The 23,541-nt window shown below is 68.3% G+C and carries 23 protein-coding genes and 1 pseudogene; 15 read left to right on the plus strand and 9 right to left on the minus strand.

The window, feature by feature from the left end; all coding sequences use genetic code 11:
- Positions 1 to 6: 6 nt before the first annotated feature.
- Positions 7 to 984, minus strand: a complete 978-nt coding sequence (locus tag LFM09_RS23040) for an ABC transporter substrate-binding protein (protein WP_414098594.1) — start codon at positions 982 to 984, stop codon at positions 7 to 9.
- Positions 985 to 1,468: 484 nt separating this feature from the next.
- On the opposite strand from LFM09_RS23040, the gene LFM09_RS23045 reads away from it, so the two are divergent.
- The 4 genes from LFM09_RS23045 to LFM09_RS23060 are packed head-to-tail and all read left to right on the plus strand — an operon-like array spanning position 1,469 to position 6,589.
- Positions 1,469 to 4,810, plus strand: a complete 3,342-nt coding sequence (locus tag LFM09_RS23045) for a nitrate- and nitrite sensing domain-containing protein (RefSeq protein ID WP_414098595.1) — start codon at positions 1,469 to 1,471, stop codon at positions 4,808 to 4,810.
- Positions 4,807 to 5,226 carry a roadblock/LC7 domain-containing protein gene (locus LFM09_RS23050; protein WP_030470879.1) on the plus strand — a complete coding sequence of 140 codons (420 nt, stop codon included), beginning with the start codon at positions 4,807 to 4,809 and terminating at the stop codon, positions 5,224 to 5,226. The genes LFM09_RS23045 and LFM09_RS23050 overlap by 4 nt, the downstream gene beginning before the upstream one ends.
- A gap of 30 nt (positions 5,227 to 5,256) precedes the next feature.
- Complete coding sequence (locus LFM09_RS23055; RefSeq protein ID WP_414098596.1) at positions 5,257 to 6,003, plus strand: DUF742 domain-containing protein; 747 nt, start codon at positions 5,257 to 5,259, stop codon at positions 6,001 to 6,003.
- The gene (locus tag LFM09_RS23060) at positions 5,984 to 6,589 is read left to right on the plus strand and encodes a GTP-binding protein (protein ID WP_030470877.1); all 606 of its coding nucleotides are present in this window, start codon (positions 5,984 to 5,986) and stop codon (positions 6,587 to 6,589) included. The genes LFM09_RS23055 and LFM09_RS23060 overlap by 20 nt, the downstream gene beginning before the upstream one ends.
- Positions 6,590 to 6,728: 139 nt before the next feature.
- On the opposite strand, the gene LFM09_RS23065 is transcribed toward LFM09_RS23060, so the two are convergent.
- Positions 6,729 to 7,406: a hypothetical protein gene (locus LFM09_RS23065; RefSeq protein WP_414098597.1), complete on the minus strand. Its 678-nt coding sequence runs from the start codon at positions 7,404 to 7,406 to the stop codon at positions 6,729 to 6,731.
- Positions 7,407 to 7,523: 117 nt separating this feature from the next.
- Entirely contained in the window at positions 7,524 to 9,776 is a 2,253-nt protein-coding gene (locus LFM09_RS23070; RefSeq protein WP_414098599.1) for a helicase-associated domain-containing protein, read from the minus strand.
- A gap of 104 nt (positions 9,777 to 9,880) precedes the next feature.
- Here LFM09_RS23070 and LFM09_RS23075 point away from each other — a divergent pair, with 104 nt between their 5' ends.
- From LFM09_RS23075 to LFM09_RS23090, 4 genes and pseudogenes are all read left to right on the plus strand, one after another.
- Positions 9,881 to 10,066 carry a hypothetical protein gene (locus LFM09_RS23075; RefSeq protein WP_109633120.1) on the plus strand — a complete coding sequence of 62 codons (186 nt, stop codon included), beginning with the start codon at positions 9,881 to 9,883 and terminating at the stop codon, positions 10,064 to 10,066.
- Positions 10,067 to 10,173: 107 nt separating this feature from the next.
- Entirely contained in the window at positions 10,174 to 11,556 is a 1,383-nt protein-coding gene (locus LFM09_RS23080; protein WP_414098600.1) for an NAD-dependent malic enzyme, read from the plus strand.
- A gap of 47 nt (positions 11,557 to 11,603) precedes the next feature.
- Entirely contained in the window at positions 11,604 to 12,077 is a 474-nt protein-coding gene (moaC, locus tag LFM09_RS23085; protein ID WP_414098601.1) for a cyclic pyranopterin monophosphate synthase MoaC, read from the plus strand.
- Positions 12,078 to 12,085: 8 nt separating this feature from the next.
- Positions 12,086 to 12,966, plus strand: a pseudogene (locus tag LFM09_RS23090) (molybdenum cofactor biosynthesis protein MoaE).
- 318 nt (positions 12,967 to 13,284) lie between these two features.
- Here the strand turns inward: LFM09_RS23090 and LFM09_RS23095 are convergent.
- Positions 13,285 to 13,911 carry a transglycosylase family protein gene (locus LFM09_RS23095; RefSeq protein ID WP_414098602.1) on the minus strand — a complete coding sequence of 209 codons (627 nt, stop codon included), beginning with the start codon at positions 13,909 to 13,911 and terminating at the stop codon, positions 13,285 to 13,287.
- Between the two features lie 413 nt (positions 13,912 to 14,324).
- Between LFM09_RS23095 and LFM09_RS23100 the strand changes: the two genes are divergently transcribed.
- Positions 14,325 to 14,780: a hypothetical protein gene (locus LFM09_RS23100; protein ID WP_414098603.1), complete on the plus strand. Its 456-nt coding sequence runs from the start codon at positions 14,325 to 14,327 to the stop codon at positions 14,778 to 14,780.
- A 2-nt stretch (positions 14,781 to 14,782) separates the two neighbouring features.
- Here LFM09_RS23100 and LFM09_RS23105 read toward each other — a convergent pair whose 3' ends face one another.
- Positions 14,783 to 15,055 carry a MoaD/ThiS family protein gene (locus LFM09_RS23105; RefSeq protein ID WP_414098604.1) on the minus strand — a complete coding sequence of 91 codons (273 nt, stop codon included), beginning with the start codon at positions 15,053 to 15,055 and terminating at the stop codon, positions 14,783 to 14,785.
- Positions 15,052 to 16,110 carry a GTP 3',8-cyclase MoaA gene (gene moaA / locus LFM09_RS23110; protein ID WP_414098605.1) on the minus strand — a complete coding sequence of 353 codons (1,059 nt, stop codon included), beginning with the start codon at positions 16,108 to 16,110 and terminating at the stop codon, positions 15,052 to 15,054. The genes LFM09_RS23105 and moaA overlap by 4 nt, the downstream gene beginning before the upstream one ends.
- A 115-nt stretch (positions 16,111 to 16,225) precedes the next feature.
- Here moaA and LFM09_RS23115 point away from each other — a divergent pair, with 115 nt between their 5' ends.
- The 4 genes from LFM09_RS23115 to LFM09_RS23130 all read left to right on the plus strand — a co-directional run bounded on the left by LFM09_RS23115 (position 16,226) and on the right by LFM09_RS23130 (position 19,931).
- Positions 16,226 to 16,672 (plus strand): MarR family winged helix-turn-helix transcriptional regulator, encoded by a 447-nt coding sequence (locus tag LFM09_RS23115; protein ID WP_414098606.1) that lies wholly within the window; start codon positions 16,226 to 16,228, stop codon positions 16,670 to 16,672.
- A gap of 4 nt (positions 16,673 to 16,676) precedes the next feature.
- Positions 16,677 to 17,465 (plus strand): HAD-IIA family hydrolase, encoded by a 789-nt coding sequence (locus LFM09_RS23120; protein ID WP_414098607.1) that lies wholly within the window; start codon positions 16,677 to 16,679, stop codon positions 17,463 to 17,465.
- 70 nt (positions 17,466 to 17,535) lie between these two features.
- Positions 17,536 to 18,321, plus strand: a complete 786-nt coding sequence (locus LFM09_RS23125) for a metallophosphoesterase (RefSeq protein WP_414098644.1) — start codon at positions 17,536 to 17,538, stop codon at positions 18,319 to 18,321.
- Positions 18,322 to 18,335: 14 nt separating this feature from the next.
- On the plus strand, positions 18,336 to 19,931 hold the full coding sequence (locus LFM09_RS23130; protein WP_414098608.1) for an AMP-binding protein: 1,596 nt from the start codon (positions 18,336 to 18,338) through the stop codon (positions 19,929 to 19,931).
- On the opposite strand, the gene LFM09_RS23135 is transcribed toward LFM09_RS23130, so the two are convergent.
- The gene (locus LFM09_RS23135; protein ID WP_414098609.1) at positions 19,928 to 20,419 is read right to left on the minus strand and encodes a DUF3558 family protein; all 492 of its coding nucleotides are present in this window, start codon (positions 20,417 to 20,419) and stop codon (positions 19,928 to 19,930) included. The genes LFM09_RS23130 and LFM09_RS23135 overlap by 4 nt on opposite strands.
- A gap of 116 nt (positions 20,420 to 20,535) precedes the next feature.
- Here LFM09_RS23135 and LFM09_RS23140 point away from each other — a divergent pair, with 116 nt between their 5' ends.
- Positions 20,536 to 20,928 carry a VOC family protein gene (locus LFM09_RS23140; RefSeq protein ID WP_414098611.1) on the plus strand — a complete coding sequence of 131 codons (393 nt, stop codon included), beginning with the start codon at positions 20,536 to 20,538 and terminating at the stop codon, positions 20,926 to 20,928.
- 57 nt (positions 20,929 to 20,985) lie between these two features.
- On the opposite strand, the gene LFM09_RS23145 is transcribed toward LFM09_RS23140, so the two are convergent.
- Positions 20,986 to 21,360 carry a YccF domain-containing protein gene (locus LFM09_RS23145; RefSeq protein ID WP_414098612.1) on the minus strand — a complete coding sequence of 125 codons (375 nt, stop codon included), beginning with the start codon at positions 21,358 to 21,360 and terminating at the stop codon, positions 20,986 to 20,988.
- A 22-nt stretch (positions 21,361 to 21,382) separates the two neighbouring features.
- Here LFM09_RS23145 and LFM09_RS23150 point away from each other — a divergent pair, with 22 nt between their 5' ends.
- A complete protein-coding gene (locus tag LFM09_RS23150) occupies positions 21,383 to 22,339 on the plus strand; it encodes a Gfo/Idh/MocA family protein (RefSeq protein WP_414098613.1) in 957 nt (318 codons plus the stop codon).
- Here the strand turns inward: LFM09_RS23150 and LFM09_RS23155 are convergent.
- Positions 22,318 to 23,523: an Nramp family divalent metal transporter gene (locus LFM09_RS23155; protein ID WP_414098615.1), complete on the minus strand. Its 1,206-nt coding sequence runs from the start codon at positions 23,521 to 23,523 to the stop codon at positions 22,318 to 22,320. The two genes, LFM09_RS23150 and LFM09_RS23155, sit on opposite strands and share 22 nt — an antisense overlap.
- Positions 23,524 to 23,541 lie beyond the last annotated feature (18 nt).

A 23,541-nucleotide genomic window follows, 5' to 3' on the forward strand; every position in this document is an offset into this window, starting at 1 on the left:
CAGCAACTAGCCGGTAGTACCTGGCGGCAACAACTGCTGCACGTCCAGACGACCGGAAAGCACGTCCTCGGTGTCCATCATGTCGGCGACGCGCTGGAGCCGGATCGGGTTCAGCGACAGCGGGAACGTGCCCACGGACACGAGCGCCGCGGTCGGCTGGTCGACGTCTGCGTAGCTGGTCAGCGAGTCCTGCACGCTCAGCTTGTTGGCCTGTGCGCGCTGCTGCGCCTCACGCAGCACGTCGCGGAACACCTTCAGCGTCTTCGGGTTCGCCTCGGCGAACTTCTTCGACGCCGCGTAGCCGGACATCGGGAAGTCCAGTGTCGGGCCGCGGGCGGTGTCGGTGACGATCTTCGCGCCGATCTTGCGCTGCGCCTTCGTGATGAAGGGCTCGATCATGAACGCCGCGTCGACCTCGCCGGAGGTCAGCGCGTTCTCCATGTCCGCGAACGGCATGGCGTTGAACTTGATCTTCTGCTTCTCGACCGCGGCGGTGTCCAGCACGGCACGCGTGGTCAGCGCGCCGATGTCGGTCTCGCTGTTCACGGCGATGCGCGGCTGCGGCTTCTTGCCGGGGTCGTCGTAGTCCGAGTTGGCCGCCGTGACCAGCGCCATCGAGTTCGGACCGGCCTGGTAGGCCTCGCCCTGCAGCTGCAGCTCGGTGCCCTCGGCGACCGCGCGGAACAGGCTGACGTGCGTCGCCCACGTGATGTCGAGCGTGGTGTCCAGCTGCTTGATGGCCTCGGCCTCGCTGGGCTGGGTGACCAGGTTGACCTGCAGACCGGCCTTCTCGAAGAGCTTCTCGGTCAGTGCGATTCGCAGCGGTGCGACGTCGACGACCGGCAGCACGCCGATGCGCAGGGTGTCCCGCTCAACGTCCGCGGCACCGCCGTTCGACGAACTTCCGAACAGGCTGCAGCTCGCGGTCAGAACACACGTGATGAGCACTGCAGCAAGCCGCAGAGCTTTGGCTCGGGTAGCCATGGCACCTCTCGCCGGTAGGCCTTGAGTAGCATCAAGATGATCAGTGAGTGTCGTCACGGACCAGGTAGTCCGCAGTCCGAACTGCGAGTTCGAACGGACGTGGGGCGTGCCGACAACCGGGGATGTTAACCACCTGAACGTATGAAACGACACCCCGTCTCGATACGGTGAGTGCTTCCGGAGACTTCCCCAGAGCAGGGGGTGGCCATTACGCTCCCCGCTCGGGTGGCACTGGTCGTAGTAGACCGACGTGTCTTCAGACGGGGTAGGGCGCCTCACCGGGCGAACGACCTCTGTGCTGCAATTCGGCCCGTTTGACGAGTCCATGCTCGGTCCTGGGGAGAGACCGGGACACTGCTGCTGGAAGAGGAAGCCCAGAGTGGCCCGACGTGAGAGAGGTCCCAGCCAGTTTGGCGTGGGTGACACCACACGCTCCGAAAGGCCCGAATCGGGTGACGGACTGGCTGCGCTGGGTGACGGGACGATGAATGTGACGCCGCACGCGGTGAAGCAGGACGTCGCGCCCGGACCCGGACAAGGACCTGCCAGGTCCGCGGGATGGCGGCTGCGCAACTGGCGGTTGCGCACGAAGCTGCTCGCCGTTCTGCTCATCCCGACGGTCGCCGCCCTCGCCCTGGGTGGTCTGCGCGTGCGCAGCGACCTCCAGGCCGCGACGGAGTTCAACAACCTCGCGAACCAGATCCGCCTGGAGACAGCGGTCGCGGACCTGGTGCAGCAGCTCCAGCGTGAACGCGACCTGTCGGTCAGCTACGTCGCCTCGAACAAGAAGGTCGACCGGGTCGTCCTGGAGCGCCAGCTGCGCCGGGTGAACGACACCAGCGAGGCGTTCAGCAACAAGATCGCCGAGCTGAGCTCCGACCTGAACCCGCCGGCCGTCGAGCGCTTCCAGGTCGCGTTCAACCAGCTCAACCGCCTGAACAGCCTCCGCAACTCGGTGCGCGACACGCAGTACCCCGCCGAGGCCGTCCAGCGCACCTACTCGGAGTCCATCGAGACCCTCATCGGTCTCGGTGAGCAGACGATCTCCGAGATCAACGACCCCGCGCTGGTGCGACTGCACCTGACGACGAACGCCATCGCGCGCATCAAGGAGCAGGAGTCGCTCAAGCGAGCGATCCTCCTCGACGTCTTCCAGCGCAAGGCGTTCACCCCGTCCCAGCTGCGCTCCCTGCAGGCAGCGGACGCGGAGCTCGAAGCCGCACGTAACGACTTCCGCAAGTCCGCGACGCCCGAACAGGCCAAGATCTACGACGACACCGTCACCGGCCTCATCGTCGACACCGCGAACGACATGCAGGAATCGGCGATCAACCAGCAGAGCCGCAACAAGGACTTCAGCCAGCTGACGTCCGAGAAGTGGGACATCGCCGCCACGCTGACGGTCAACCTGACCCGTGACGTCGAGAACCTGCTGGTCGAGCAGCTGCAGAACCAGACCGACGTGGCCGCCGGCGACGCTCGCCGCAGTGCCTACATCCAGTCCGGCATCGTGCTGACGCTGCTCGCGCTCGCGTTGCTGATGGCGCTGTTCGTCGCCCGCTCGATCCTCAACCCGCTGCGCACGCTGCGCCGCACCGCCCTCGACGTCGCCGACCACGGTCTTCCGGACGCGGTCGAGCGGATCCTCGCGGACCCGAACCCGGAGGACGCGGCCAAGACGGCCGTCGAGCCGGTGCCGGTGCACACGCGTGAAGAGATCGGTCAGGTGGCGCGCGCGTTCGACGCGGTGCACGGTGAAGCGGTGCGACTGGCCGCCCAGCAGGCCCTCCTGCGTGACAACGTCAACGCGATGTTCGTCAACCTGTCGCGCCGTTCGCAGGCGCTGGTCGAACGCCAGCTGAACCTGATCGACCGGCTGGAGCAGGACGAGCAGGACCCGGACCAGCTGGCCTCCCTGTTCGAGCTGGACCACCTCGCCACGCGTATGCGCCGCAACTCGGAGAACCTGCTGGTTCTCTCGGGCACGGACCTCTCGCGGCGACTGACCAGGCCCGTCCCGGCCGCCGAGGTCCTCGGCGCCGCGGTCTCCGAGGTCGAGCAGTACGCCCGCGTGCAGGTCGGCCAGACCCCGGACCTCACCGTCCAGGGCCGCGCGGTCAACGACCTCGTGCACCTCATCGCCGAGCTGCTGGACAACGCCACGGCGTTCTCCGACCCGGTCACCAAGGTCACCGTTCGCACGGCCAAGACCCGCAAGGGCGAGCTGGCGATCGAGATCCAGGACCGCGGTGTGGGCATGGGCGACCAGGAGATCCTCGACGCCAACGAGCGTCTGGCCGACCCGCCGGACGTCGACGTCGCCGTCTCCCGCCGAATGGGCCTGTACGTGGTCGCGCGGCTGGCCAAGCGCCACGACATCAAGGTCCGCCTGCGCGGCAACGAGGACATCGAAGGCGGTACGACCGCACTGGTGATCGTGCCGGAGACGCTCATCGCGTTCCCCGGCCAGGCACCGGCGTCGACTCCGCCGTCCGGTACCGGCATCGCGGGTGCGTTCGGCATGCCGTCCCAGGCGCCGGCTCCGATGGCGCCGATGGCGCCGATGGCTCCTGCCGAGCACACGACCGAGATCGGCACGACCGCGACCAGGGCCAGCGGAATCGCCGGAGCGTTCGGCGGTGCCACCGGCACCACGCCGAGGATCGACGAGTCGAGCCCGAGCATCCCGGTCAGCTTCGTCCCGAGCGCGCTCACCGACACCGGTGCGGGCGCGACGGCGGTGCCGGTCTACAGCGAGCCGCCGATCGAGGACGCGACGCCGTCCGAGCGGTGGCGGCGCGACCAGCTGGCGGCCGTGGAGCCCGAGGGCTCGTTCGGTGAGCCGACGCTCTTCACGGCCTACGAGGACCGCCACGAAGAGGACGGCGGCGAGATCTCCTTCGAGCCGGGCTACGAGACGACCCAGTTCGTCCCGATCTCGCCGATGGACGACGAGCCGGTCTCCACCAACGGCGTCTCGCGCGCCTCGGTGGACTCCGACCTCGCGCACCGCAACGGCACCTCGGAGGCCTCGCGCAAGCAGGTCGAGCACGACCTGGACGCGCCGACCGAACGCCTGCCCATCTACGAGGCAGTTCTGTCGCAGTGGTTCCAGGCCGTCGGCAGCGAGACGTCCGCGTCCGCGGCCCAGCCGGTTCCGACTGCGGCGGAACACCCCGAACCTGCAGAGGCCAACGGACGTGTTGAGTCCAGGCTCGGCAGTGTCGAGAAGGCCGACAACGCGAACAAGGGCGGTGTCGAGTACATCGACGAGCCTCCGACCACCCCTCCGCTCTCGGACGGGCCGGAACCGGAGCTGCCGACCCGCAAGCCCAAGCCTGTCCCGGCGGTGGCACCCACCACCACGTCGGCCGCTGGTCTTCCCGTGCGCCAGCCGCGCGCGAAGGTCCAGCCGGCGGTCGAGGAAGCAGTAGTCGCACCCGCTGAGCAGGAGCGAGTTGTGGAACCGGAGCCCGTTGTGGAGGAGACTCCAGCGGCGGCACCCACTTCCGAGTCGGCTTGGCAATCGCCTGCCGATGAGGGATGGCAAGCGGCTCAGGCGTTGTTGAACAAGGCGCCGGAGACGAAGACGACGGCAGGATTGCCGAAACGGACACCGAAGGCTCAGCTCGTGCCAGGATCTGCAGCACCCAAGCCGCAGTCCCTGACACAGACGGCACAGCGACCTCCGCTGCCGCCCCGCTCCGCCGATGCGGTGCGCGGACGGATGTCGAGTCTGCAAAGTGGTGTCCGGCGAGGCCGGCACGCATTGATCGAGGCATACGCTGGTGACCAATCGAGCCGGCAGAACGAGGAGCAGGAGTGACGACCGCAGCGCAGCCAGGCAGCTTTGGTTGGCTTATCACCGACTTCGTGCGGAGGGTGCCCGGCGTGGCACATTCCGTCGTGGTGTCCGCGGACGGGCTGTTGCTCGCGGGGTCCCAGGGTCTTCCCCGGGACCGTGCAGAGCAGCTCTCCGCAGTCGCGTCCGGCCTGGTCAGCCTCACACAGGGTGCTGCCCGCTGCTTCGAAGCAGGCGGGGTCAACCAGACCGTGGTCGAGATGGAGCGGGGTTACCTGTTCCTCATGTCGATCAGTGACGGCTCGTGCCTTGCCGTCCTCGCCGCCCCCAACTGCGACATCGGCCTCGTGGCCTACGAGATGACGCTGTTGGTGGAAAGAGTCGGTCAACAACTCACCCCGGAGCTGCGCGCGCAGCTTCAGGGTGTGGTCCGTCGCTAGACCTCACTGGCAGTTCAGGGGTGAGAACAGATGGCTGGAAGATCTGGCGCTAGAGGCCGTGGCTTCGGTAGGAACTTCAACTACCAGGAGTGGGCCGCTGGTGGGTTCCAGTTCGACGAGCCTGACGAGATACCCCAAGAACCAGAGGAAGCCGAGGACGCACCCCACGATGAGCGGGTTACAGGGCAAGGGCTAGGCGATATGTCTCAGCGTGAGGTGGATGACTCGTCGTCGTATCCGTACGACGACGTGCCGAACCGGTTCGACATCGACGGGTACGGCACCGGGTTGTTCGGTGGCCCGGGTGCGGACCTCTTCGGCCAGCACGAGATGCCGGACGCGGTGCCGGAACAACTGCCGTACACCACCGGGCCGCAGCCGGTGTACGCCACCGGTGCACAGCCTGCTGTGCGTCCGGAGGAGAATTCGTCTGCGGACTCGGGTTCACTGGTGCGGCCGTACACACGCACCGGTGGGCGCACACGGCCCGACTACGACCTTGCTATCGAGGCGCTGATTTCGACCAGCGAGCGTGGCCTCGAACGGGATGCCGCAGTACTTCCCGAGCACAGGTCGATCTGCGGGTTGTGCGTGGACACTCGGTCGGTGGCCGAGGTCGCGGCACTCCTACGCTTGCCGCTTGGCGTCGTGCGGGTGTTGATCGGCGACATGGCAAGCATGGGATTGGTTTTGATTCACCAGGGCGGTCTGGTCGTGGGGGACCGGCCTTCCATGGAATTCCTGGAGAGGGTGCTCAGTGGGCTTCGCAGGCTCTAGTCCCCAGGGCGCCGAGGGCGCACGGAAGCCGACGACCTCCGCCAAGATCGTGGTGGCGGGTGGCTTCGGTGTTGGCAAGACGACGTTCGTCGGCTCGGTGTCCGAGATCGTCCCGTTGACCACCGAGGCGGTGATGACCGAGGCCAGCGCGGGGGTGGACGACCTCTCCGCCACGCCCAACAAGGTCACCACGACCGTCGCGATGGACTTCGGCCGTGTGTCGCTCGACAGCGACCTGATCCTGTACCTCTTCGGTACTCCGGGTCAGCACCGGTTCTGGTTCATGTGGGACGACCTCGTACGTGGTGCCATCGGCGCCATCGTGCTGGTCGACACCCGCCGACTGGCCGACGCGTTCGCCTCGATCGACTTCTTCGACGACCGGCAGCTGCCGTACGTCGTGGGCGTCAACTGCTTCGACGGCCTCCTCCACCACAGGCTGGAGGACGTCCGCGAGGCGCTCACGATCGACGAGTCGGTTCCGATCGTCACGTGCGACGCGCGCAACCGGCAGTCGACGAAGCAGACGCTCATCACGCTGGTCGAGCACGCGATGCGCCAGTGGATGTCCGTCCGCGCGGGCTGATCTCCACCCGTCGGGGACAACTGCAAACGTGAACGAGGCGAGCGCCACCTTCGGGTGCGGCGCTCGCCTCGTCGTTGCGGTCTGATTCAGTTGGTCCTCGTCGTGGTGGCCTCCCTCCGGGTCGTCGTGGTCAGCCGACTCAGATGTGGAGCTGGATCACGTCCGGCAACAGGCAGACGCTGAGGATTCCCAACGCGGTGATGTTGGGGCAGCCCGACGGCTTGACCTCCTCCGGGCAGTCCTCTTCTTCCTCGTCGCCCTTCGGCTCGTCCGGCAACGCCGTCGTGTCGTCGGTGGTCGTGACGGCGGACTCGAAGGCCGGCGCGGCCTCAGGTTCAGCCGGCGGCGCGGCCACCGCGGGTTCGGCGGGCGGTGCCGCGATCTCCACGGCCACGTCGACGTTCGCCTGCGCGTCGGCGGTGACGCTCACCTCGGCGTTCTCGACCGCCACGGCCACCGCGGGCCCGTCGACCGCGGCTGCGGCGGACGCTTCGACACCGATGTTCGTGAAGGGCACGCCGACCGAGGCGTCGGCCCAGACCTCCGCGTGGCCGATGTCCAGCGCGAGCTGGATGCCCTCGTTCTCGTCGAGGCCGAGAGTGATGCCGCTGCCCGTGTTGAGGCTCGCGCCCGCGCCCAGACTGACCGGGATCGAGTTGACGTTGTTGTTGTAAGCGCCAACGGTCACGTTGACGTTGTTGTCCGCGAGAACCTCGATGATCGGGTCGGCCTGTGCTGTTCCTGTTGAGAACGGCAAGGCGAACGCCAATGCCGTTGCGGTGAGGACCGCTCTACGCGCCCACCGGGTGATGGCCATTTGCGCTGCTCCTCCTTCGTCGAGCGAGCGTCGTGAAACGCCCACGCCACTCGACGCTAGGTCGCGACGCGCACACGCAAGGGTGGACGTGCGGTTCGTCCGGGGGATGACCGACCGTCAGGCCTCGTCCACCAATGCGGCGGACGTGATGCGATGAAGAGGGAACCTGAGTACCTCTCCGTAGCTGTGGTCGTAGCCCTCGAGCACGCCCCCGCCGACCACGTGCGGCTCGACCACGCGCTGCGCGGCCGTGCCGTGGGAGTCGACGAACCCGACGAGCACTCTCTGTCGCGCCCGTGCGGCCTGCTGGAGCAACGACAGGGTGGCGGACGGCCCGGCACCGAGGTGGCCGGGGACCGTGATCCGTTCACCCCGTGGTGTCGCGGCGGCGCGATCACCGGCCCGCACCAGCCGGACGAGTTCACCCAACCGCTCGTCGGCCTGCACGGCGGGTGACGCGATTTTGCGCGCTGTCCGCTGCCTCGGCGTGGTCCGGCGCCCGCCCGGTCGCAGGTCGAGGACCTGGCCGTCGGGGCCCTCCGCCGCCGGGGCGAACCCGGCCGAGCGCAGCCCGTCCAGCACGTCTGCCAGCGGCAACGGGCTGACCAGCACCGTCGGCGCGATCCGGCGCAGCTCCAGGCGCCCGGCCTCCGGGTGCGCGAGCACCTCGCTGATCAGCACCGGGTCGTCGCACCGCAGGAACGAACCGGCGGCACCTCCGCGCAGCCTGCCGTGGCGTCGTGCGGCGTCGTCGATCAGATAGCTCAACGACTGCGGGACGGGCGTGCGGGAGCGGATCTTGAAGAGTTCCTGCAGCTCATCCGCCGTGCGTCCGGCGTCCAGCGCGCGGCGGACGGTGCTCTCGCTGATCCGGTAGACCGTCGCGCTGCCCGCCGACTCGACGTCCGCGACGAGCGCCATCTCGTCCGCGAGCTCGGGTTCGAGCCGGCCGGGCGCGATGACGGTGAGGTCGGCCTGCACGAGGACGTGGTCCAGCGGGGCCGGGAGTGCGTCGCCGAGCGCCTTGGCGGCGTGGCCAGGGCCCTCGTCGAGCAGCACGCGGCCCGCGCTGGTGATCGCGCCGAGAGCGAGCACACCGACCGCGGTGCCCTCCTCGACCGTCCAGCGCACGAGTTCGTCGCGCTGCCGCCCGCCACGGCGCGGCGCCCGCCAGGCGAGCAACGCGGCCAGGTCGGTGGGGTTCGCGATCGCGGTGCCCTTGGGGAACGCGCCGAGCGCTTCGAGGATCCATCTGCGGTCGCGTGGTGCCTGGGCGCGCCGGATCTCGTCCGCGAGGGGGTTGAAGAGCTTGTCCTTCTCGTCGCGGCGGCCGATCAGCGCGGGCAGCCGGGGCAGCTCCAGCCAGGCGCCCGCGATCGTGGCCCAGCGGACCTCGGCGGTCGCGGCGAGCCACACGTCGGCCTTGGTCGTCGGGATCCACTCCGGTTCGGCGGCCTCGGTGTTCGCGGCCAGGTCCGCGCCGACCACGAGCTCGATCAACAGTGCCGCGCGTTGCTCGTCGACGCCCAGGTCCTTGGCGACCTTGCGCAGCTCGCGGACGCCCAGGCCGCCGGTCCGCAGCACCGCCGGTGGTTCGACGGACCAGCTCGCGATCAGGTTCTCGACGTGGCGGACCAGCTCCAACGCCTCGCCGCCGCCCGTGGCGTCGATGCTCGTCTGCTGGAGGGTGCTCGTCTTCGGTTTCGGCTCGGTGACCTGGATCGGGCCGAGCGGCCTCTCACCGCGGAACTGGAGCGCGATCTCTCGCGGCAGCTCAACGGTGCCGGGGTCGCGCCGCAGCAGCAGGCCGCGCGCGAGCAGGCGTTGGACCGGGGTCTCCGCCTTTTCGAGCGGCACGACCCGTGACGCGTCCTTGGTGTCACCGATCGGCGGGCCGGCGGCGAGCTTCTGCAGCACGCGCTGTTCGCCCTCGGTGATGCCGTGCAGGTCGTACGTCTGCCCGGTCGACCGGCCGAGTCCGCCGGGGTACGTGCCGAACGCCTCGCGCGTGACCGGAGGCACCGACATCGCGTCGTCCTCGCCCCACACGAGCGCGAGGGAGCGCAGTTTCGTGACGGCCAACTTGAGCGGCTTGGGCTTCACGTCCGGCCCGAGCACCTGCGCGAGTGTGGCCAACGCCACGGGCTCGGTGTCCGCGCCCTGCACCACCAGGCCTTCGAGCACGGCCAGCGTGAACGTGTCGAGGTCCTCGCAGGCACGCGCGATCGACGCCCTGGTGCCTACCCGTGTCGCGAGCACGGACATATCGGCAGGTGGGGGCGTTGCCAGGTCGGGGCGCGCGCGCAGCAGTGCCACGAGTGCGACGTCGTCCTGGGCGCGCAGCCAGTCGGCGAGAGTGATGCCGGACATTCTCACCACGGTATATGGGCCGGTCGGGATCTCGTCCTTGCCCGGATGAGAAATCAGGGTCTGTCACACTTGTCGCGTCATTGGGCATCACCGAGGAGGAGATCGTGGCGAAAGGACGCCCTGGACGGGTCGACCCGCACTGGCCGGAGGGCCCCGACGGTGGCCACCCCGTCACCGAGCTCACCAGCGACGTGCAGGGTGCGCTCTCCCCGTTCGGCACTGTGACGTTCCCGCTGCCGGTCGAGGACCTCGGCTACACGCACCCGGTGACCGAGATCAACAAGTCCTGAGTGCTTTGTCAGGCCGGTCTTAAGACTGGTCGAGTCGCGTGAGTACCGCAATGGGGCCGGGGATAGGCTCACTTCCCGCTTGAGCAGCACTGCGTGGGAGGACGACGATGCCGGTCCCCGGCCCTGGTTACTCGATCACCGTTCGCCTGGAGGCGCCGCCGTCAGCGAGCGCCGCGGGTGACCTCACCTCGGCCGTCGGCCGCGCCGGCGGGGTGATCACGGCGTTCGACGTCGTGGAGTCGCACAACGACCGCGTCGTCATCGACCTCACGTGCAACGCGCTGTCCGCGAACCACGCCAAGGACATCACCGACACGCTGGAGACGTTGCCCGGCATCGTCGTCCGCAAGGTGTCGGACCGGACGTTCCTCGTGCACCTCGGCGGCAAGATCGAGGTCTCGTCGAAGGTGCCGCTGCGCAACCGCGACGACTTGTCTCGGGCGTACACGCCCGGTGTGGCCCGTGTGTGTGAGGCGATCGCCAAGAACCCGGACGACGCGCGCCGTCTGACGATCAAGCGCAACACCGTCGCGGTCGTCACCGACGGCTCCGCGGTGCTGGGCCTGGGCAACCTCGGCCCCGCCGCCGCGCTGCCGGTGATGGAGGGCAAGGCGGCGCTGTTCAAGAAGTTCGCCGGCGTCGACGCCTGGCCGGTCTGCCTGGACACCCAGGACACCGAGGAGATCATCCGCGCGGTCGAGCTCATCGCTCCCGTGTACGGCGGCATCAACCTCGAGGACATCTCCGCGCCGCGCTGCTTCGAGATCGAGGCCCGCCTGCGCGAGAAGCTCGACATCCCGGTCTTCCACGACGACCAGCACGGCACCGCGATCGTCGTCGTGGCCGCTCTGCGCAACGCGCTGCGGGTCGTCAACAAGGACATCAAGGACTGCCGCATCACGGTCTGCGGCGTCGGCGCCGCGGGTTCGGCGATCATCCGCCTGCTGCAGGCCCAGACGCCGGGCGACATCATCGCCGTGGACGTCGACGGCATCGTGCACCGCGACCGCCCCGGCCTGGACTCGAACCTGAAGTCCATCGCGGCCTCCACGAACAAGGACAACCAGTCCGGCCGCCTGCACGACGCGCTGGTCGGTTCCGACGTGTTCATCGGCGTCTCCGCGCCCAACCTGTTCGGTGCCGAGCAGGTCGCCACGATGGCCAAGGACGCGATCGTCTTCGCACTGGCGAACCCGGACCCCGAGATCGACCCGATGGAGGCCCAGCAGCACGCCGCCGTCGTGGCGACCGGCCGCTCGGACTTCCCGAACCAGATCAACAACGTGCTGGCGTTCCCCGGCGTGTTCCGCGGCCTGCTGGACGCACACGCCCGCACCATCACCGACGCGATGCTGCTGGCCGCCGCGCAGGCCATCGCCGACGTGGTGGACGGGGACAGGTTGAACGCGTCGTTCATCGTCCCCTCGGTCTTCGACAACACGGTGGCGCCCGCCGTCGCGGAAGCCGTCCGCAAGGCGGCGACTTCGTAGGGATTTCGGCACGGGCCGTTCCTGTGAGCGAGGCATACGATCGCGGTATGACCAAGCAGTTCACCCACCTGGACTCACAAGGCGCGGCCCGCATGGTCGACGTCTCCGGCAAGGAGCAGACCACCCGAACGGCCGTGGCCACCGGGATCCTGCACACGACCGCCGAGGTGGTTGCGCTGCTGGGCGCCGACGGCCTGCCCAAGGGCGACGCCCTGGCCACCGCCCGGATCGCGGGCATCATGGCCGCGAAGCGCACCTGGGAGCTCGTCCCCCTGTGCCACCCGATCTCGCTGTCGTCGGTGGTGGTGGACCTGGCCCTGGCCTCGGACTCCGTCCTGATCTCGGCCACGGTCCGCACCACCGACCGCACCGGCGTCGAGATGGAAGCGCTGACCGCGGTCTCGGTGGCCGGCCTGACCCTGCACGACATGGTGAAGTCCGTCGACCCGGCCGCGTCCCTGGACGCGGTGCGGGTGGAGCGCAAGGAAGGCGGCAAGTCCGGTCTGTGGGAACGTCCGTGAAGGCGGTGGTGATCACGGCCTCCAACCGTGCCGCCGCCGGCGTTTACTCGGATCGCAGCGGACCCTTGATCGTCACCTGGCTTTCGGAGCGCGGCTTCTCGGTCTCCTCGCCGGTCGTGGTCCCGGACGGAGATCCGGTCGCGGAGGCGTTGAAGTCCGCTGTGGGTGAGGGCGCCGACCTCGTGATCACCACGGGCGGCACCGGCATCAACCCGACCGACCGCACCCCCGAGGCCACCCGCTCCGTCCTCGACTACGAGGTGCCCGGCCTGGCCGACGCCATCCGGATGTCCGGCTGGCCACGCGTCCCGGGCTCGGTCCTGTCCCGCGGCGTGGCAGGCGTGGCGGGCCGAACCCTGATCGTGAACCTGCCCGGCTCCACCGGCGGAGTGCGGGACGGTCTGGACGTGCTCGGCACCGTCGTGGAGCATGCGCTGGACCAGTTGCGCGGAGGTGACCACAGATGAGTGTCGTGCTGAGGGCAGTCGTGACCGAGGAACCCCTCTCGGTCGAAGAACACGCCGCCCTGGTCGTCTCCGACCGAGCAGGCGCGGTGGTGACCTTCTCCGGCGTCGTCCGGGACCACGACGGCGGCAAGTCGGTGCTGGAGCTGGAGTACCACTCCCACCCGTCCGCGGGCGACGTCGTGGCCGAGGTGGTCGAGTCGCTGGCTCAGAAGTACTCGGGCGTGCACGGCATCGCTGTGTCGCACCGGGTCGGGCCGCTGAAGATCGGCGACGTGGCGCTGGCCTGCGCCGTGGCCGCCGAGCACCGCAAGGAAGCCTTCTCGCTGTGCGCGGACCTGGTGGACGAGGTCAAGGCTCGGCTGCCGGTGTGGAAGCGCCAGGTGTTCTCGGACGGCAAGGACGAGTGGGTCAACTGCCCCTGACCGCGAGCGACGGCGGAGCCGAGCCACCGCCCTTCCGCGGTGGCGAAGGGAACCAAGGACTCGCTCAGCCGCCAAAGCAAGGCGAGCGTCTGCACGGCGAGCGATCCCTCCACTGGAACGCAACGGCCCGCTCGCAACGGGACCACCGCCGTCGGCGAGCCCGCCGCCCGTGAGCCGCAGAACACCCCGCAAACGCAGGCAGGGACCTCACCGTCGGGGGGTAACGGTGAGATCCCTGGTCCTGAGCCAGCCCGCATCAAGCGAACCGACGATCAATCAGCCCGCATCAAGCGGACGGTGAATCGGCCGAGACCCTGCTCAGATGAGGATCTTGTGGCCCGGGAAGATCAGGTCGGGGTTCGTGAGGAACTCCTTGTTCTTCTCGACGATGGCCTGGTAGCCACCCGCGACCTTGTTCGCCTCGGCGATCTTCGACAGCGTGTCGCCCGGCTTGATCTCGTAGTTGCCGTTCGGGTTCGTCTTCGAACCCGCCAGCACCTGCACCGGCGCGGCGGCCTGGCGCTGCTGCGGCTGCGGCTGCGTCTTGCGCTGCTGCGGAGCCGGGGTGCTCTTGCGGACCTGGCCGGCGCCCATCTTCGCGCTGCAGGCCGGCCACGCGTTGCGGCCCTGGCCGGCGAGCACGCGCTCCGCGACAGCGATCTGCTGCTCGCGGGAGGCGTTGGCCGGGTTGCCCTGGCCGCCGTAGGCGCGCCAGGTCTGCATCGTGAACTGCAGACCACCGTAGTAGCCGTTACCGGTGTTGGTGGCCCAGTTGCCACTGGCCTCGCACTGCGCGAGTGCGTCCCAGTCCATTCCAGGGGCGGCGTTGGCGGTGCCAACGGCCAGGCCCAGAGGGGCACCGGCGATGATGCCGGCGACCGCGACCTTGGCGATAGTGCGAGCGGCGGAACCCTGCTTGCCCTGCTTGCCTCGGTTGAAAGCCATGTGCCTCTCGGTCCACCGCACCTGCTGCCAGGAACTCGGGTTCGGGGCCCGGTGCGTTCCTGCGTCCCAGTCCGGCGGTTTCTCTCGCTCGGGGTTGTTCCGGAGAACCCTCGGACTGGGCTCGGTGCTCGGTCCTCCGGTCTAGCTCGTGGCTGGTCGGGGCCAGCCGAGGAGCGACCGTACGTAACCGACGGGTGGCTCACCAAACGTATCAGGCTGTGATGCGCGTCACAGTAACGTTCTGACACGTTGTGCAGAGGCTACAAAACGCCAGGTCAAAGGTGTCGTTATCGGTCCGTTTCCATTCTGAGATCCACCGAGATCTATTACAGAAAGTGAGGCGTGGCTCACGTGGTTTCGGCCATCGGAGACACGCCGCTCACGGTCGTGGGACGCCTCTACGATCACTTGTGATGGCAACCCAACTGGCCCCGGCCGGGCACCACCTCATCACCCTCGCCAACTACCAACGGGTTGACGTCACCCGCTTCCAACACGACGCCACAGACGACCGATCGGCCCTCGCCGCGTTGATCGAGCACGAGCTGTACGGCCACAACCACGCCGGCGGCGAACCCGGTGACGACCCCACCCGGCACGGCCCGTACTGGCGTGACCGGATCACCGTCGACAGCTTCGAGCCCGTCGACGCCGCCGCGGCGGAGCGACAGTTGCGGAGGTGGGCCAACGGAACCGCCGAGCTCGACCGCGAGGTGTACGGGCCGTTGCGCGTCGCGAAGAGCGTCTACCGGCTGCGCGAACTCGCCGACCACGCCGTGCACGACTGGGGCTGGGTCCTGTGGGACTTCCAGGAGTTCGTCCTCGCCGGCGACGGCACCCTCACCCTGGTCGTCGCCGCGGTGGACTGAGCTCAGCCGCCCGCGAAGGGCGGCAGCACGTCCAGCTGGGCCCCAGCAGGCACGCGCACCGACGTGTCGCGCACAGCGACCCCGTCCAGCAGGAAGCTCGAAGCCGCGAGCACCTTTCCGAGCTGCGACCCGTGCAGTTCGCCGATGGTCGACACCACGAGCGCCACGGTCGGTTCGGCGGAGTCGAGCAGCAGGTCCTCATCGGCCACCCCGGCCGCGGCACGTGCGCCCGCGAAGTAGCGGACCTTCACGGCGGTTGCAGAAGGCACCGTCATCCTCCGATAGCGCTCATGGGGCGGTCAGGCTGGTGGAAGCCCGCGTCGTTGATGCCGTGACCGGCCGCCTTGGCCCACATCGTGGCACGCCAGGCGTCGGCGATCGCGGAGTCGGGCGAGCCGTCGCGCAGCAGCGTGCGCAGGTCGGTCTCGGTCTGGCTGAACAGGCAGTTGCGGATCTGGCCGTCGGAGGTCAGCCGGGTGCGGTCGCAGGCCGCGCAGAACGGGCGGGTCACCGACGCGATCACGCCGACCGTTGCGGGGCCGTCGTCGACCAGCCAGCGCTCTGCCGGGGCACCGCCGCGCGGGGTTTCCGAAGGTGTGAGCCTGAAAGCGGACGAGAGCATCGTGAGGATCTCGTCGGCCGTGACCATGTTCGTGCGCGTCCAGCCGTGTTGCGGGTCGAGCGGCATCTGCTCGATGAACCGCAGTTGGTAGCCGTTCTCCACGCAGAATCGCAGCAGCGGGACGGCCTCGTCCTCGTTCACGCCCCGCAGCAGCACGGAGTTGACCTTCACGGGCTCCAGGCCGGCCTCGCGGGCGGCGTCCAGGCCGTCCAGCACGTCCGTGATGCGATCGCGCCTGGTCAGCGTGGCGAAACGGTCCGGGTCGAGGGTGTCCAGCGAGACGTTGATCCGGTTCAGGCCGGCGTCCTTCAGCGAGCGGGCGCGGCGGGACAGGCCGATGCCGTTCGACGTCATCGACATGCGCGGGCGCGGCTCCAGCTCGGCCGTCGCGGCGATGACGTGCTCCAGGCCGCGGCGCAGCAACGGTTCGCCGCCGGTGAAGCGGATGTCCGTGACGCCGAGGTCGACCACGGCGATCCGCATCAGGCGGATCAGCTCGGCGTCGGTGAGCAGCTCGTCCTTCTGCAGCCAGTCGAGGCCCTCGGCCGGCATGCAGTAGGTGCAGCGCAGGTTGCAGCGGTCGGTCAGCGAGACCCGCAGGTCCGTCGCGACCCGGCCGAACTTGTCGAGCAACAACGGCGTGTCTGGCCGTGCGGACACGTCGGTGGTGCCGCGCACGATGGGTAGTCCCAGATCAACAGCTGTCACCCCTACCAGGGTAATGAACAACCTCTTGTGGATGACGCTACAAATAGGGTTTCTCACGTTCCGCCCGTTTGGAGCACTCTGACAAGGAATTGTCTTAGTGGCTAAGATGTTCAACATGGAACCTGAGGTGCTGGAGAGGTTCACCTGGTACATGCGGGAGCAGAGCGCGCTCACCGTCATGTTCCACACGAAGGTCGCCGAGCAGATGGGCCTCTCCGCGACCGACGAGAAGTGCCTCGACCTCGCCATGAGGGCGGACGGCCCGCTCACGGCCGGCCGCATCGCCGAGCTCTCCGGCCTCTCCACCGGCGCCGTCACCGGCGTGATCGACCGCCTCGAACGTGCCGGTTTCGTCCGCCGTGTCCGGGATCCGCACGACCGGCGCAAGGTCCTGGTCGAGGTCACACCGGGCGACCTGCCGAAGTTCGCGCACCTCTTCGAACAGGCCCAGGGCAGCCTCGTCGAGACCCTCGGCCACTTCGACGACGATGAACTTCAGGTGATCGAGCGTTACCTGAAGCTCCAGATCGAGACGTTCCGCAGGCGCGTGATCGATACTTAGGCCCATGTGGCACTACTTGATGGACATGGACGGTGTTCTGGTTCACGAAGAGCACCTGATCCCCGGCGCTGACGAGTTCGTCGCGGAGCTTCGTGCTTCCGAGACCCCGTTCCTCGTGCTCACCAACAACTCCATCTACACGCCACGGGACCTGCGCGCGCGTCTGCAGCGCACCGGCCTGGACATCCCGGAGACCTCCATCTGGACGTCCGCGCTGGCCACGGCCAAGTTCCTCGACTCGCAGCGCCCGAACGGCTCGGCGTTCGTGATCGGCGAGGCCGGCCTCACCACCGCGCTGCACGAGATCGGCTACGTGCTGACCGACCGCGACCCGGACTACGTGGTGCTCGGCGAGACCCGCACCTACAGCTTCACCGCGATCACCAAGGCCATCCGCCTGGTCGAGGAGGGCGCGAAGTTCATCGCGACCAACCCGGACGCGACGGGCCCCTCCCGTGAGGGCTCCCTGCCCGCGACCGGCGCCGTGGCCGCGTTGATCGAGCGCGCCACCGGCCGTGAGCCGTACTACGTGGGCAAGCCGAACCCGTTGATGATGAGGTCGGCCCTGCGTGCGCTCGGTTCGCACTCCGAGAACGCGCTGATGATCGGCGACCGGATGGACACCGACGTCCGCTCGGGCCTGGAAGCCGGCCTCTCGACCATCCTCGTGCTCTCCGGGATCTTCACCGCCGAGCACGCCGAGATGTACCCGTACCGGCCGACCCGCGTGCTCAAGTCGATCGCCGAGCTGGTCGGTCACTCTCAGGACCCGTTCGGTGACTGGAGCGGCTGATTCGCACTGGCCACTGACGCGCGGGGGCCAATCACCTATCGTCGCGGACGTGGACACGGATCGACGCCCGATGTACGTCGTAGGTGACGTGCACGGGCACCTAGCCGAACTGATCAGAGCCCTGCACGTCGCCGAACTGTGCGACGAGGAAGGGCACTGGATCGGCGGCGAGGCCGAGCTGTGGTTCCTCGGCGACTTCGTGGACCGCGGGCCGGACGGCGTGGGCGTGATCGACCTGGTCATGCGCCTCGGCGAGGAGGCGGCCGAGGTGGGTGGCACGGTCAGCTCGCTCATCGGCAACCACGAGGTGCTGCTGCTCGGCATGTACCGGTTCGGCGACGACCAGGTGCCGGACAGCGCGGGGCCGCGGTCGTTCGCGCGCAGCTGGCTGCTCAACGGCGGGCTGCGCAGCGACCAGGACCGGCTGACCGACGCGCACGTCGAGTGGCTCACCAGCCGGCCCGTGCTGAAGCTGCGCGACGACCACCTGCTGATGCACTCCGACACGGTGGCCTACCTCGAATGGGGGTCCTCGATCGAGGAGGTCAACGAGGCCGTTCGCCAGGTGCTCAAGGGCGACGACCTCGTCGACTGGTGGGAGTGCTGGCGCAAGATGACGACCCGGTACGCGTTCCGAGGTCCGCAGGGGCCGGAGATCGCGGACGAGCTGCTGGCGACGTTGGGCGGCAACAAGATCGTGCACGGCCACAGCGTCATCGCCGATCAGCTCGGGGTCTCGCCGGAGCAGATCGAGGGACCGCTCGTGTACGCCGACGACAAGGTGCTGGCGATCGACGCCGGCCTCTACAGCGGCGGGCCCTGCCTCGTCGTCCCCTTGCCATACGTCGAAGCCTGACTACGGTCGGGGAGATGAGCGCGAGCTACTCCTCGGGCACGTCCGCCGCCCCGCTGCTGGGTGACACGATCCACGCGAACTTCGCCGCGACCGTCGCGCGGTTCGGCGACCGCGAGGCACTTGTCGACAAGGCCACAGATCGACGGTGGACGTACGCGGAGCTTCACGCCGAGGTGGAGAAGGCCGCCGCGGGGCTCACGACGTTGGGCGTCCGCAAGGGCGACCGGGTCGGCATCTGGGCGCCGAACTGCGCGGAGTGGGTCTTCGTGCAGTACGCGACGGCCCGGATCGGCGCGATCCTGGTCAACGTCAACCCGGCGTACCGCGTGCACGAGCTGGAGTACGTGCTGAACCAGGCGGGCATCCACACCCTGGTGTCCGCGCGGTCGTTCAAGACCTCCGACTACGCGGCCATGATCGAAGAGGTCCGTCCGCGCTGCCCAACGTTTCAGCACGTCGTGTTCGTCGACGATCCACAGTGGACTGGCACCGGGATTCCGGACGTCGAGCTCGACCGCGACGACCCGATCAACATCCAGTACACGTCCGGCACCACGGGATTCCCCAAGGGCGCAACGCTTTCGCACCACAACATCCTGAACAACGGCTACTTCGTCGGCGAGCTCCTCAGCTACACCGAGAACGACCGCATCTGCGTGGTGCCGCCGTTCTACCACTGCTTCGGCATGGTCATGGGCAACCTCGCCGCAACCAGCCACGGCGCCTGCGTCGTGATCCCGGCCCCGGCGTTCGACCCGGCGAAAACCCTTGCGGCGGTTGAAGAAGAGAAGTGCACGTCGCTGTACGGCGTGCCGACGATGTTCATCGCGATGCTCGACCTGATCGACGGCTACGACCTCTCGTCGTTGCGCACCGGCATCATGGCGGGCTCGCCGTGCCCGGTCGAGGTGATGAAGCAGGTCGTCGAACGGATGGGCATGCGCGAGGTGTCGATCTGCTACGGAATGACGGAAACCTCCCCGGTGTCGACGCAAACGCGAACCGACGACTCGCTCGACCGGCGCGTCGGGACGGTCGGCCGGGTGGGCCCGCACCTCGAGGTCAAGATCGTCGACCCGGAATCGGGTCTCACGGTTGCGCGCGGGGTGCCGGGGGAGCTGTGCACGCGCGGCTACTCGGTCATGCTCGGCTACTGGAACGAGCCCGAGAAGACGGCCGAGGCGGTGGACCAGGCGGGCTGGATGCACACCGGCGACCTGGCGGAGATGGACGACGACGACTACGTGAACATCACCGGCCGCATCAAGGACATGGTCATCCGCGGCGGCGAGAACATCTACCCGCGTGAGATCGAGGAGTTCCTCTACACGCACCCCGACGTGCTCGACGCCCAGGTGATCGGCGTGCCGGACGCCAAGTACGGCGAGGAGCTCATGGCATGGGTGCGCATGCGCGAGGGCGCCGAGCCGTTGACCGCCGAGGCCGTTCGCGCGTTCTGCACCGGAAAGCTCGCCCACTACAAGGTGCCCCGGTACGTGCACGTCGTCGAGGAGTTCCCGATGACGGTCACCGGCAAGGTCCGCAAGGTCGAGATGCGGGCGAAGTCCGTGGAGCTGCTGGGCCTCGACGACAGCGCGAAGCACGCCTAGGTCAGCTTCGGTTCGATCACCGTCATCACGGCTCGAGCGACCTCGCACGCCTTGCACGCCTTGCCGCCGGCCTCCGTGAGCATCTCGGCGGCGGCCACGCCCTCGGAGTGCGTCAACACGACACTGCACGTACCCGTGCCCCCGCTGTTCTCGGCGAGCACGCCCGAGTGGCTGCCGATGGTGATCGGGGAGGTCTTGAGCCCCTTCGGCTTGGCGAGGAACTGCTCGGGGGTGACCTTCTCGCGGAGGGTGACCTGGAGCGGGCCGCTGTCCCTGGAGAGCCAGAAGCAGCTCGAAGCGTTGGCGTAGCCGTTGTAGAACCCGTACTCGGTGAGGTCGGCCGGATCGAACAGCCGGCAAGAGGGCGTGTCCGACGGAGTGGTCGACGGCGCCACGAACGGCTCGATCGGCTTGTACTCGGGCTGCGCCAGCCCGCAGCCGGACAGTCCGAACACGACGGCGAGCACGGCGAGGCGCAAGGTGTTCACGGAGTGAAATCGTCTCGTGAATCAAACAACGCCGCAGGTCACGAAGGGGTGAAAGGCCTCTTGCCAACTGAGTGTGACGCGCGCAACATCGGTGGATTCCGCCGAAGGAGGCGCCCATGCTCACCGCCACCAAGACCACGACGATGCTGCCCGTCGAAGATCCCGAGCGCGCCGGACGCTTCTACTCGGACATGCTCGGCCTCAAGCCCCTCACCACCGCGCCGGACGGCACGCGGATCTTCGCGCTCGGCCAGGGCGACGCGCTGGGCCTGATGCCCGCGGAGAAGGGTGCGCAGACCGCCCACACGGTGCTCAGCTTCGAGGTGCCGAACCTGGAGGACGAGATCCGCGAGCTCGAGGACAAGGGCGTGCACTTCGAGGACTACGACCTGCCCGACTTCAAGACGATCAACCACATCGCGGTCATGGGCAACGAGCGCGCGGCGTGGTTCACCGACACCGAGGGCAACATCCTGTGCCTGCACGAGCTGCTGGGCGACGAAGCCTGACAGCCGTGCTCCCGAGTGGTCTTCCGCTCCTCGCCCCCGACGAGGAGCGGGAGACCCTCACGGGACCTCGATGATCTCCTTGCCCAGCGGCACCAGCGAGACCTTCACCAGCTTGAAGTTGGCCACGCCGAGCGGGATGCCGATGATCGTGACGCACAGCGCGATGCCCGTGATGACGTGGCCGATCGCGAGCCAGATCCCGGCGACGATGATCCAGATGACGTTGCCCAGCAACGACCCGGTACCCGCACCCGGCTTGTCGACGACCTCGCGGCCGAACGGCCACAGGGCGTAGTTCGCGATGCGGAACGACGCGATGCCCCACGGGATCGTGATGATCAGGACGCAGCAGATGAGACCGGCGACGGCGTAGCCGACGGCCAGCCAGAACCCGGCGAAGATCAGCCAGATCACGTTCAGGATGAGGCGCATGCCTTCAATCTAAGCTCACGTCATGAAGTGGGGTGTGATCGCAACCGGCGGTATCGCGCAAACCGTGACCGCAGACATGCTGAAAGTTCCGGACGTCGAGGTGGTCGCGGTGTCGTCGCGCGACCTCGCGCGTGCGCAAGCGTTTGCCGATCGGTTCGGCATCAAGCGCGCCTACGGCGACTACCGTGAGCTCCTCCGCGACGAGAACGTCGAGATCGTCTACGTCGCCACACCACACGCCCAGCACCACGAGGTCACGCTCGCCGCGCTCGACGCCGGCAAGCACGTGCTGTGCGAGAAGCCGATCGCTCTCTCCTCCGCCCAGGCCGAGGAGATGATCGTGAAGGCGAGCGTCGAGAAGCGCTTCCTGATGGAGGCCATGTGGACGCGGTTCAACCCGTTGATCCGCAAGGTCGCCCAGGCCGTCGCCGACGGTGAGATCGGCGAGGTGCGGATGATCCGCGCGGACTTCGGTTTCCAGCACCCCTTTCACGAGAGCGACCGGCTGTGGGCGAAGGAGGCGGGTGGTGGTTCGGTGCTCGACCTCGGCGTCTACCCGATCGCGCTCGCGCACCAACTTCTCGGTACGCCAACGCACATCGCCGCGCACGGCAAGCTCGCATCGTCCGGAGTGGACGCCGACGCCGGAATCCTGCTCGGCTACGAGAACGGTGCGCACGCCCTGCTCAGCTGCTCACTCGTGGCGAACACCGGCAGCAGTGCCACCATCGTCGGCACGCGCGGCCGCATCGAGATCGTCGACCCGATGTTCAACCCCACCAAGGTGATCATCAACGGGGTCGAGCACGTGACCGACGACATGGGCTACCGGCACCAGATCCACGAGGTTCAGATCTGGGCGTCGACCGGCCAGGTCGAGCACTCCGAGATGTCGTGGGTGGCGACGATGGACATCATGCGCACGATGGAGGAAGTGCTGGAACAGCTCGGCGTCTCCTACGAGGACACCGTCAGGTAGATCAGCGCCACGTTCAGCACGACCACCGCGAACGCGACAACCCCAGCAGCAACGGTGACCGAGCGCCGGTTCGTGTACGAGCCCATCAACGGCCGGCGCGCGGTCAGCCACACCAAAGGCACCAGTGCGAACGGGATGCCGAACGACAGCACGACCTGCGACAGCACCAACGCGAACGTCGGATCGACCCCGAACGCCAAGATCGCCAACGCTGGCACCATCGTGATCAAGCGCCGTGCCAGCAACGGAATCCGCACCCGCAGCAGCCCGTCCATCACGACCGCGCCGGCATAACAACCGACCGCGGTCGACGCGAAACCCGAAGCCAGCAAACCCAGAGCGAACAGCAGCGCGATCCCGCCACCCAGCGTGGAACCGACCGCCGCGTGCGCGCCTTCCAGCGTGTCCACGCCGTCGCGACCGTGCAGCGCCGAAGCCGCGACGAGCAGCATCGCCATGTTCACCGCGCCGGCCAGCATCATCGCCACCACGACGTCGACCTTCGTCGGGCCGAGCATCGCGGGGTTGCGGCCGTGCCGGTCCCGCGCCAGCGCCGAGTGCAGGTACACCGCGTGCGGCATGACGGTCGCGCCGAGCATGCCCGCCGCCAGCAACACGCTGTCCGCGCCGTCGAACCGCGGCACCAGGCCCGCAACGGCACCGGACCCAGATGGCGGCGACACGAACAGCCCCGCCATGAACCCGACCGCGATCACGATCAACATCGTGGTGATCACGCGCTCGAACGGCTTCTGCCCGCGCCGGTCCTGGACCAGCAGCAGACCCGTCGACACCACCCCGGTGATCACGCCACCGAGCAACAGCGGAAGATCGAAGAGCAACGACAGTGCGATGGCGCCACCGAGAACCTCGGCCAGATCGGTCGCCATCGCGACCACCTCGGCCTGGCCCCAGTACGCGAGCCGCACCGGCCGGGGCAGGTGATCGCGCACCGCCTCCGGCAACGACTGCCCGGTCACCAGACCGAGCTTCGCCGACAGGTACTGCACGAGCCCAGCCATGACGTTCGCGACGACGAGCACCCACACCAGCAGGTAGCCGTAGCGAGCACCAGCCGCGGTGTTGGTGGCCACGTTCCCCGGATCGACGTACGCGATCGCGGCGACGAACGCCGGACCGAGCAACGCCGCACCCGCGCGCAGACGCGTTGAAACAGCGACCACCGGACACCTCCCCTTGCT

It is taken from the genome of Lentzea alba, from assembly GCF_047445655.1.
Classification (GTDB): domain Bacteria; phylum Actinomycetota; class Actinomycetes; order Mycobacteriales; family Pseudonocardiaceae; genus Lentzea; species Lentzea alba_A.

What these genes read in the sequence shown, in the direction of transcription:
- LFM09_RS23045 (WP_414098595.1), top strand. Translation starts at nt 1,469, where the DNA reads ATGAATGTGACGCCGCACGCGGTGAAGCAGGACGTCGCGCCCGGACCC.
- LFM09_RS23105 (WP_414098604.1), bottom strand. Translation starts at nt 15,055, where the DNA reads ATGACGGTGCCTTCTGCAACCGCCGTGAAGGTCCGCTACTTCGCGGGC.
- LFM09_RS23040 (WP_414098594.1), bottom strand. Translation starts at nt 984, where the DNA reads ATGGCTACCCGAGCCAAAGCTCTGCGGCTTGCTGCAGTGCTCATCACG.
- LFM09_RS23095 (WP_414098602.1), bottom strand. Translation starts at nt 13,911, where the DNA reads ATGGCTTTCAACCGAGGCAAGCAGGGCAAGCAGGGTTCCGCCGCTCGC.
- LFM09_RS23120 (WP_414098607.1), top strand. Translation starts at nt 16,677, where the DNA reads ATGTGGCACTACTTGATGGACATGGACGGTGTTCTGGTTCACGAAGAG.
- LFM09_RS23080 (WP_414098600.1), top strand. Translation starts at nt 10,174, where the DNA reads ATGCCGGTCCCCGGCCCTGGTTACTCGATCACCGTTCGCCTGGAGGCG.
- LFM09_RS23150 (WP_414098613.1), top strand. Translation starts at nt 21,383, where the DNA reads ATGAAGTGGGGTGTGATCGCAACCGGCGGTATCGCGCAAACCGTGACC.
- LFM09_RS23140 (WP_414098611.1), top strand. Translation starts at nt 20,536, where the DNA reads ATGCTCACCGCCACCAAGACCACGACGATGCTGCCCGTCGAAGATCCC.
- LFM09_RS23070 (WP_414098599.1), bottom strand. Translation starts at nt 9,776, where the DNA reads ATGTCCGGCATCACTCTCGCCGACTGGCTGCGCGCCCAGGACGACGTC.
- LFM09_RS23065 (WP_414098597.1), bottom strand. Translation starts at nt 7,406, where the DNA reads ATGGCCATCACCCGGTGGGCGCGTAGAGCGGTCCTCACCGCAACGGCA.
- LFM09_RS23145 (WP_414098612.1), bottom strand. Translation starts at nt 21,360, where the DNA reads ATGCGCCTCATCCTGAACGTGATCTGGCTGATCTTCGCCGGGTTCTGG.
- LFM09_RS23125 (WP_414098644.1), top strand. Translation starts at nt 17,536, where the DNA reads ATGTACGTCGTAGGTGACGTGCACGGGCACCTAGCCGAACTGATCAGA.
- moaC (WP_414098601.1), top strand. Translation starts at nt 11,604, where the DNA reads ATGACCAAGCAGTTCACCCACCTGGACTCACAAGGCGCGGCCCGCATG.
- LFM09_RS23055 (WP_414098596.1), top strand. Translation starts at nt 5,257, where the DNA reads ATGGCTGGAAGATCTGGCGCTAGAGGCCGTGGCTTCGGTAGGAACTTC.
- LFM09_RS23130 (WP_414098608.1), top strand. Translation starts at nt 18,336, where the DNA reads ATGAGCGCGAGCTACTCCTCGGGCACGTCCGCCGCCCCGCTGCTGGGT.
- LFM09_RS23115 (WP_414098606.1), top strand. Translation starts at nt 16,226, where the DNA reads ATGGAACCTGAGGTGCTGGAGAGGTTCACCTGGTACATGCGGGAGCAG.
- LFM09_RS23100 (WP_414098603.1), top strand. Translation starts at nt 14,325, where the DNA reads ATGGCAACCCAACTGGCCCCGGCCGGGCACCACCTCATCACCCTCGCC.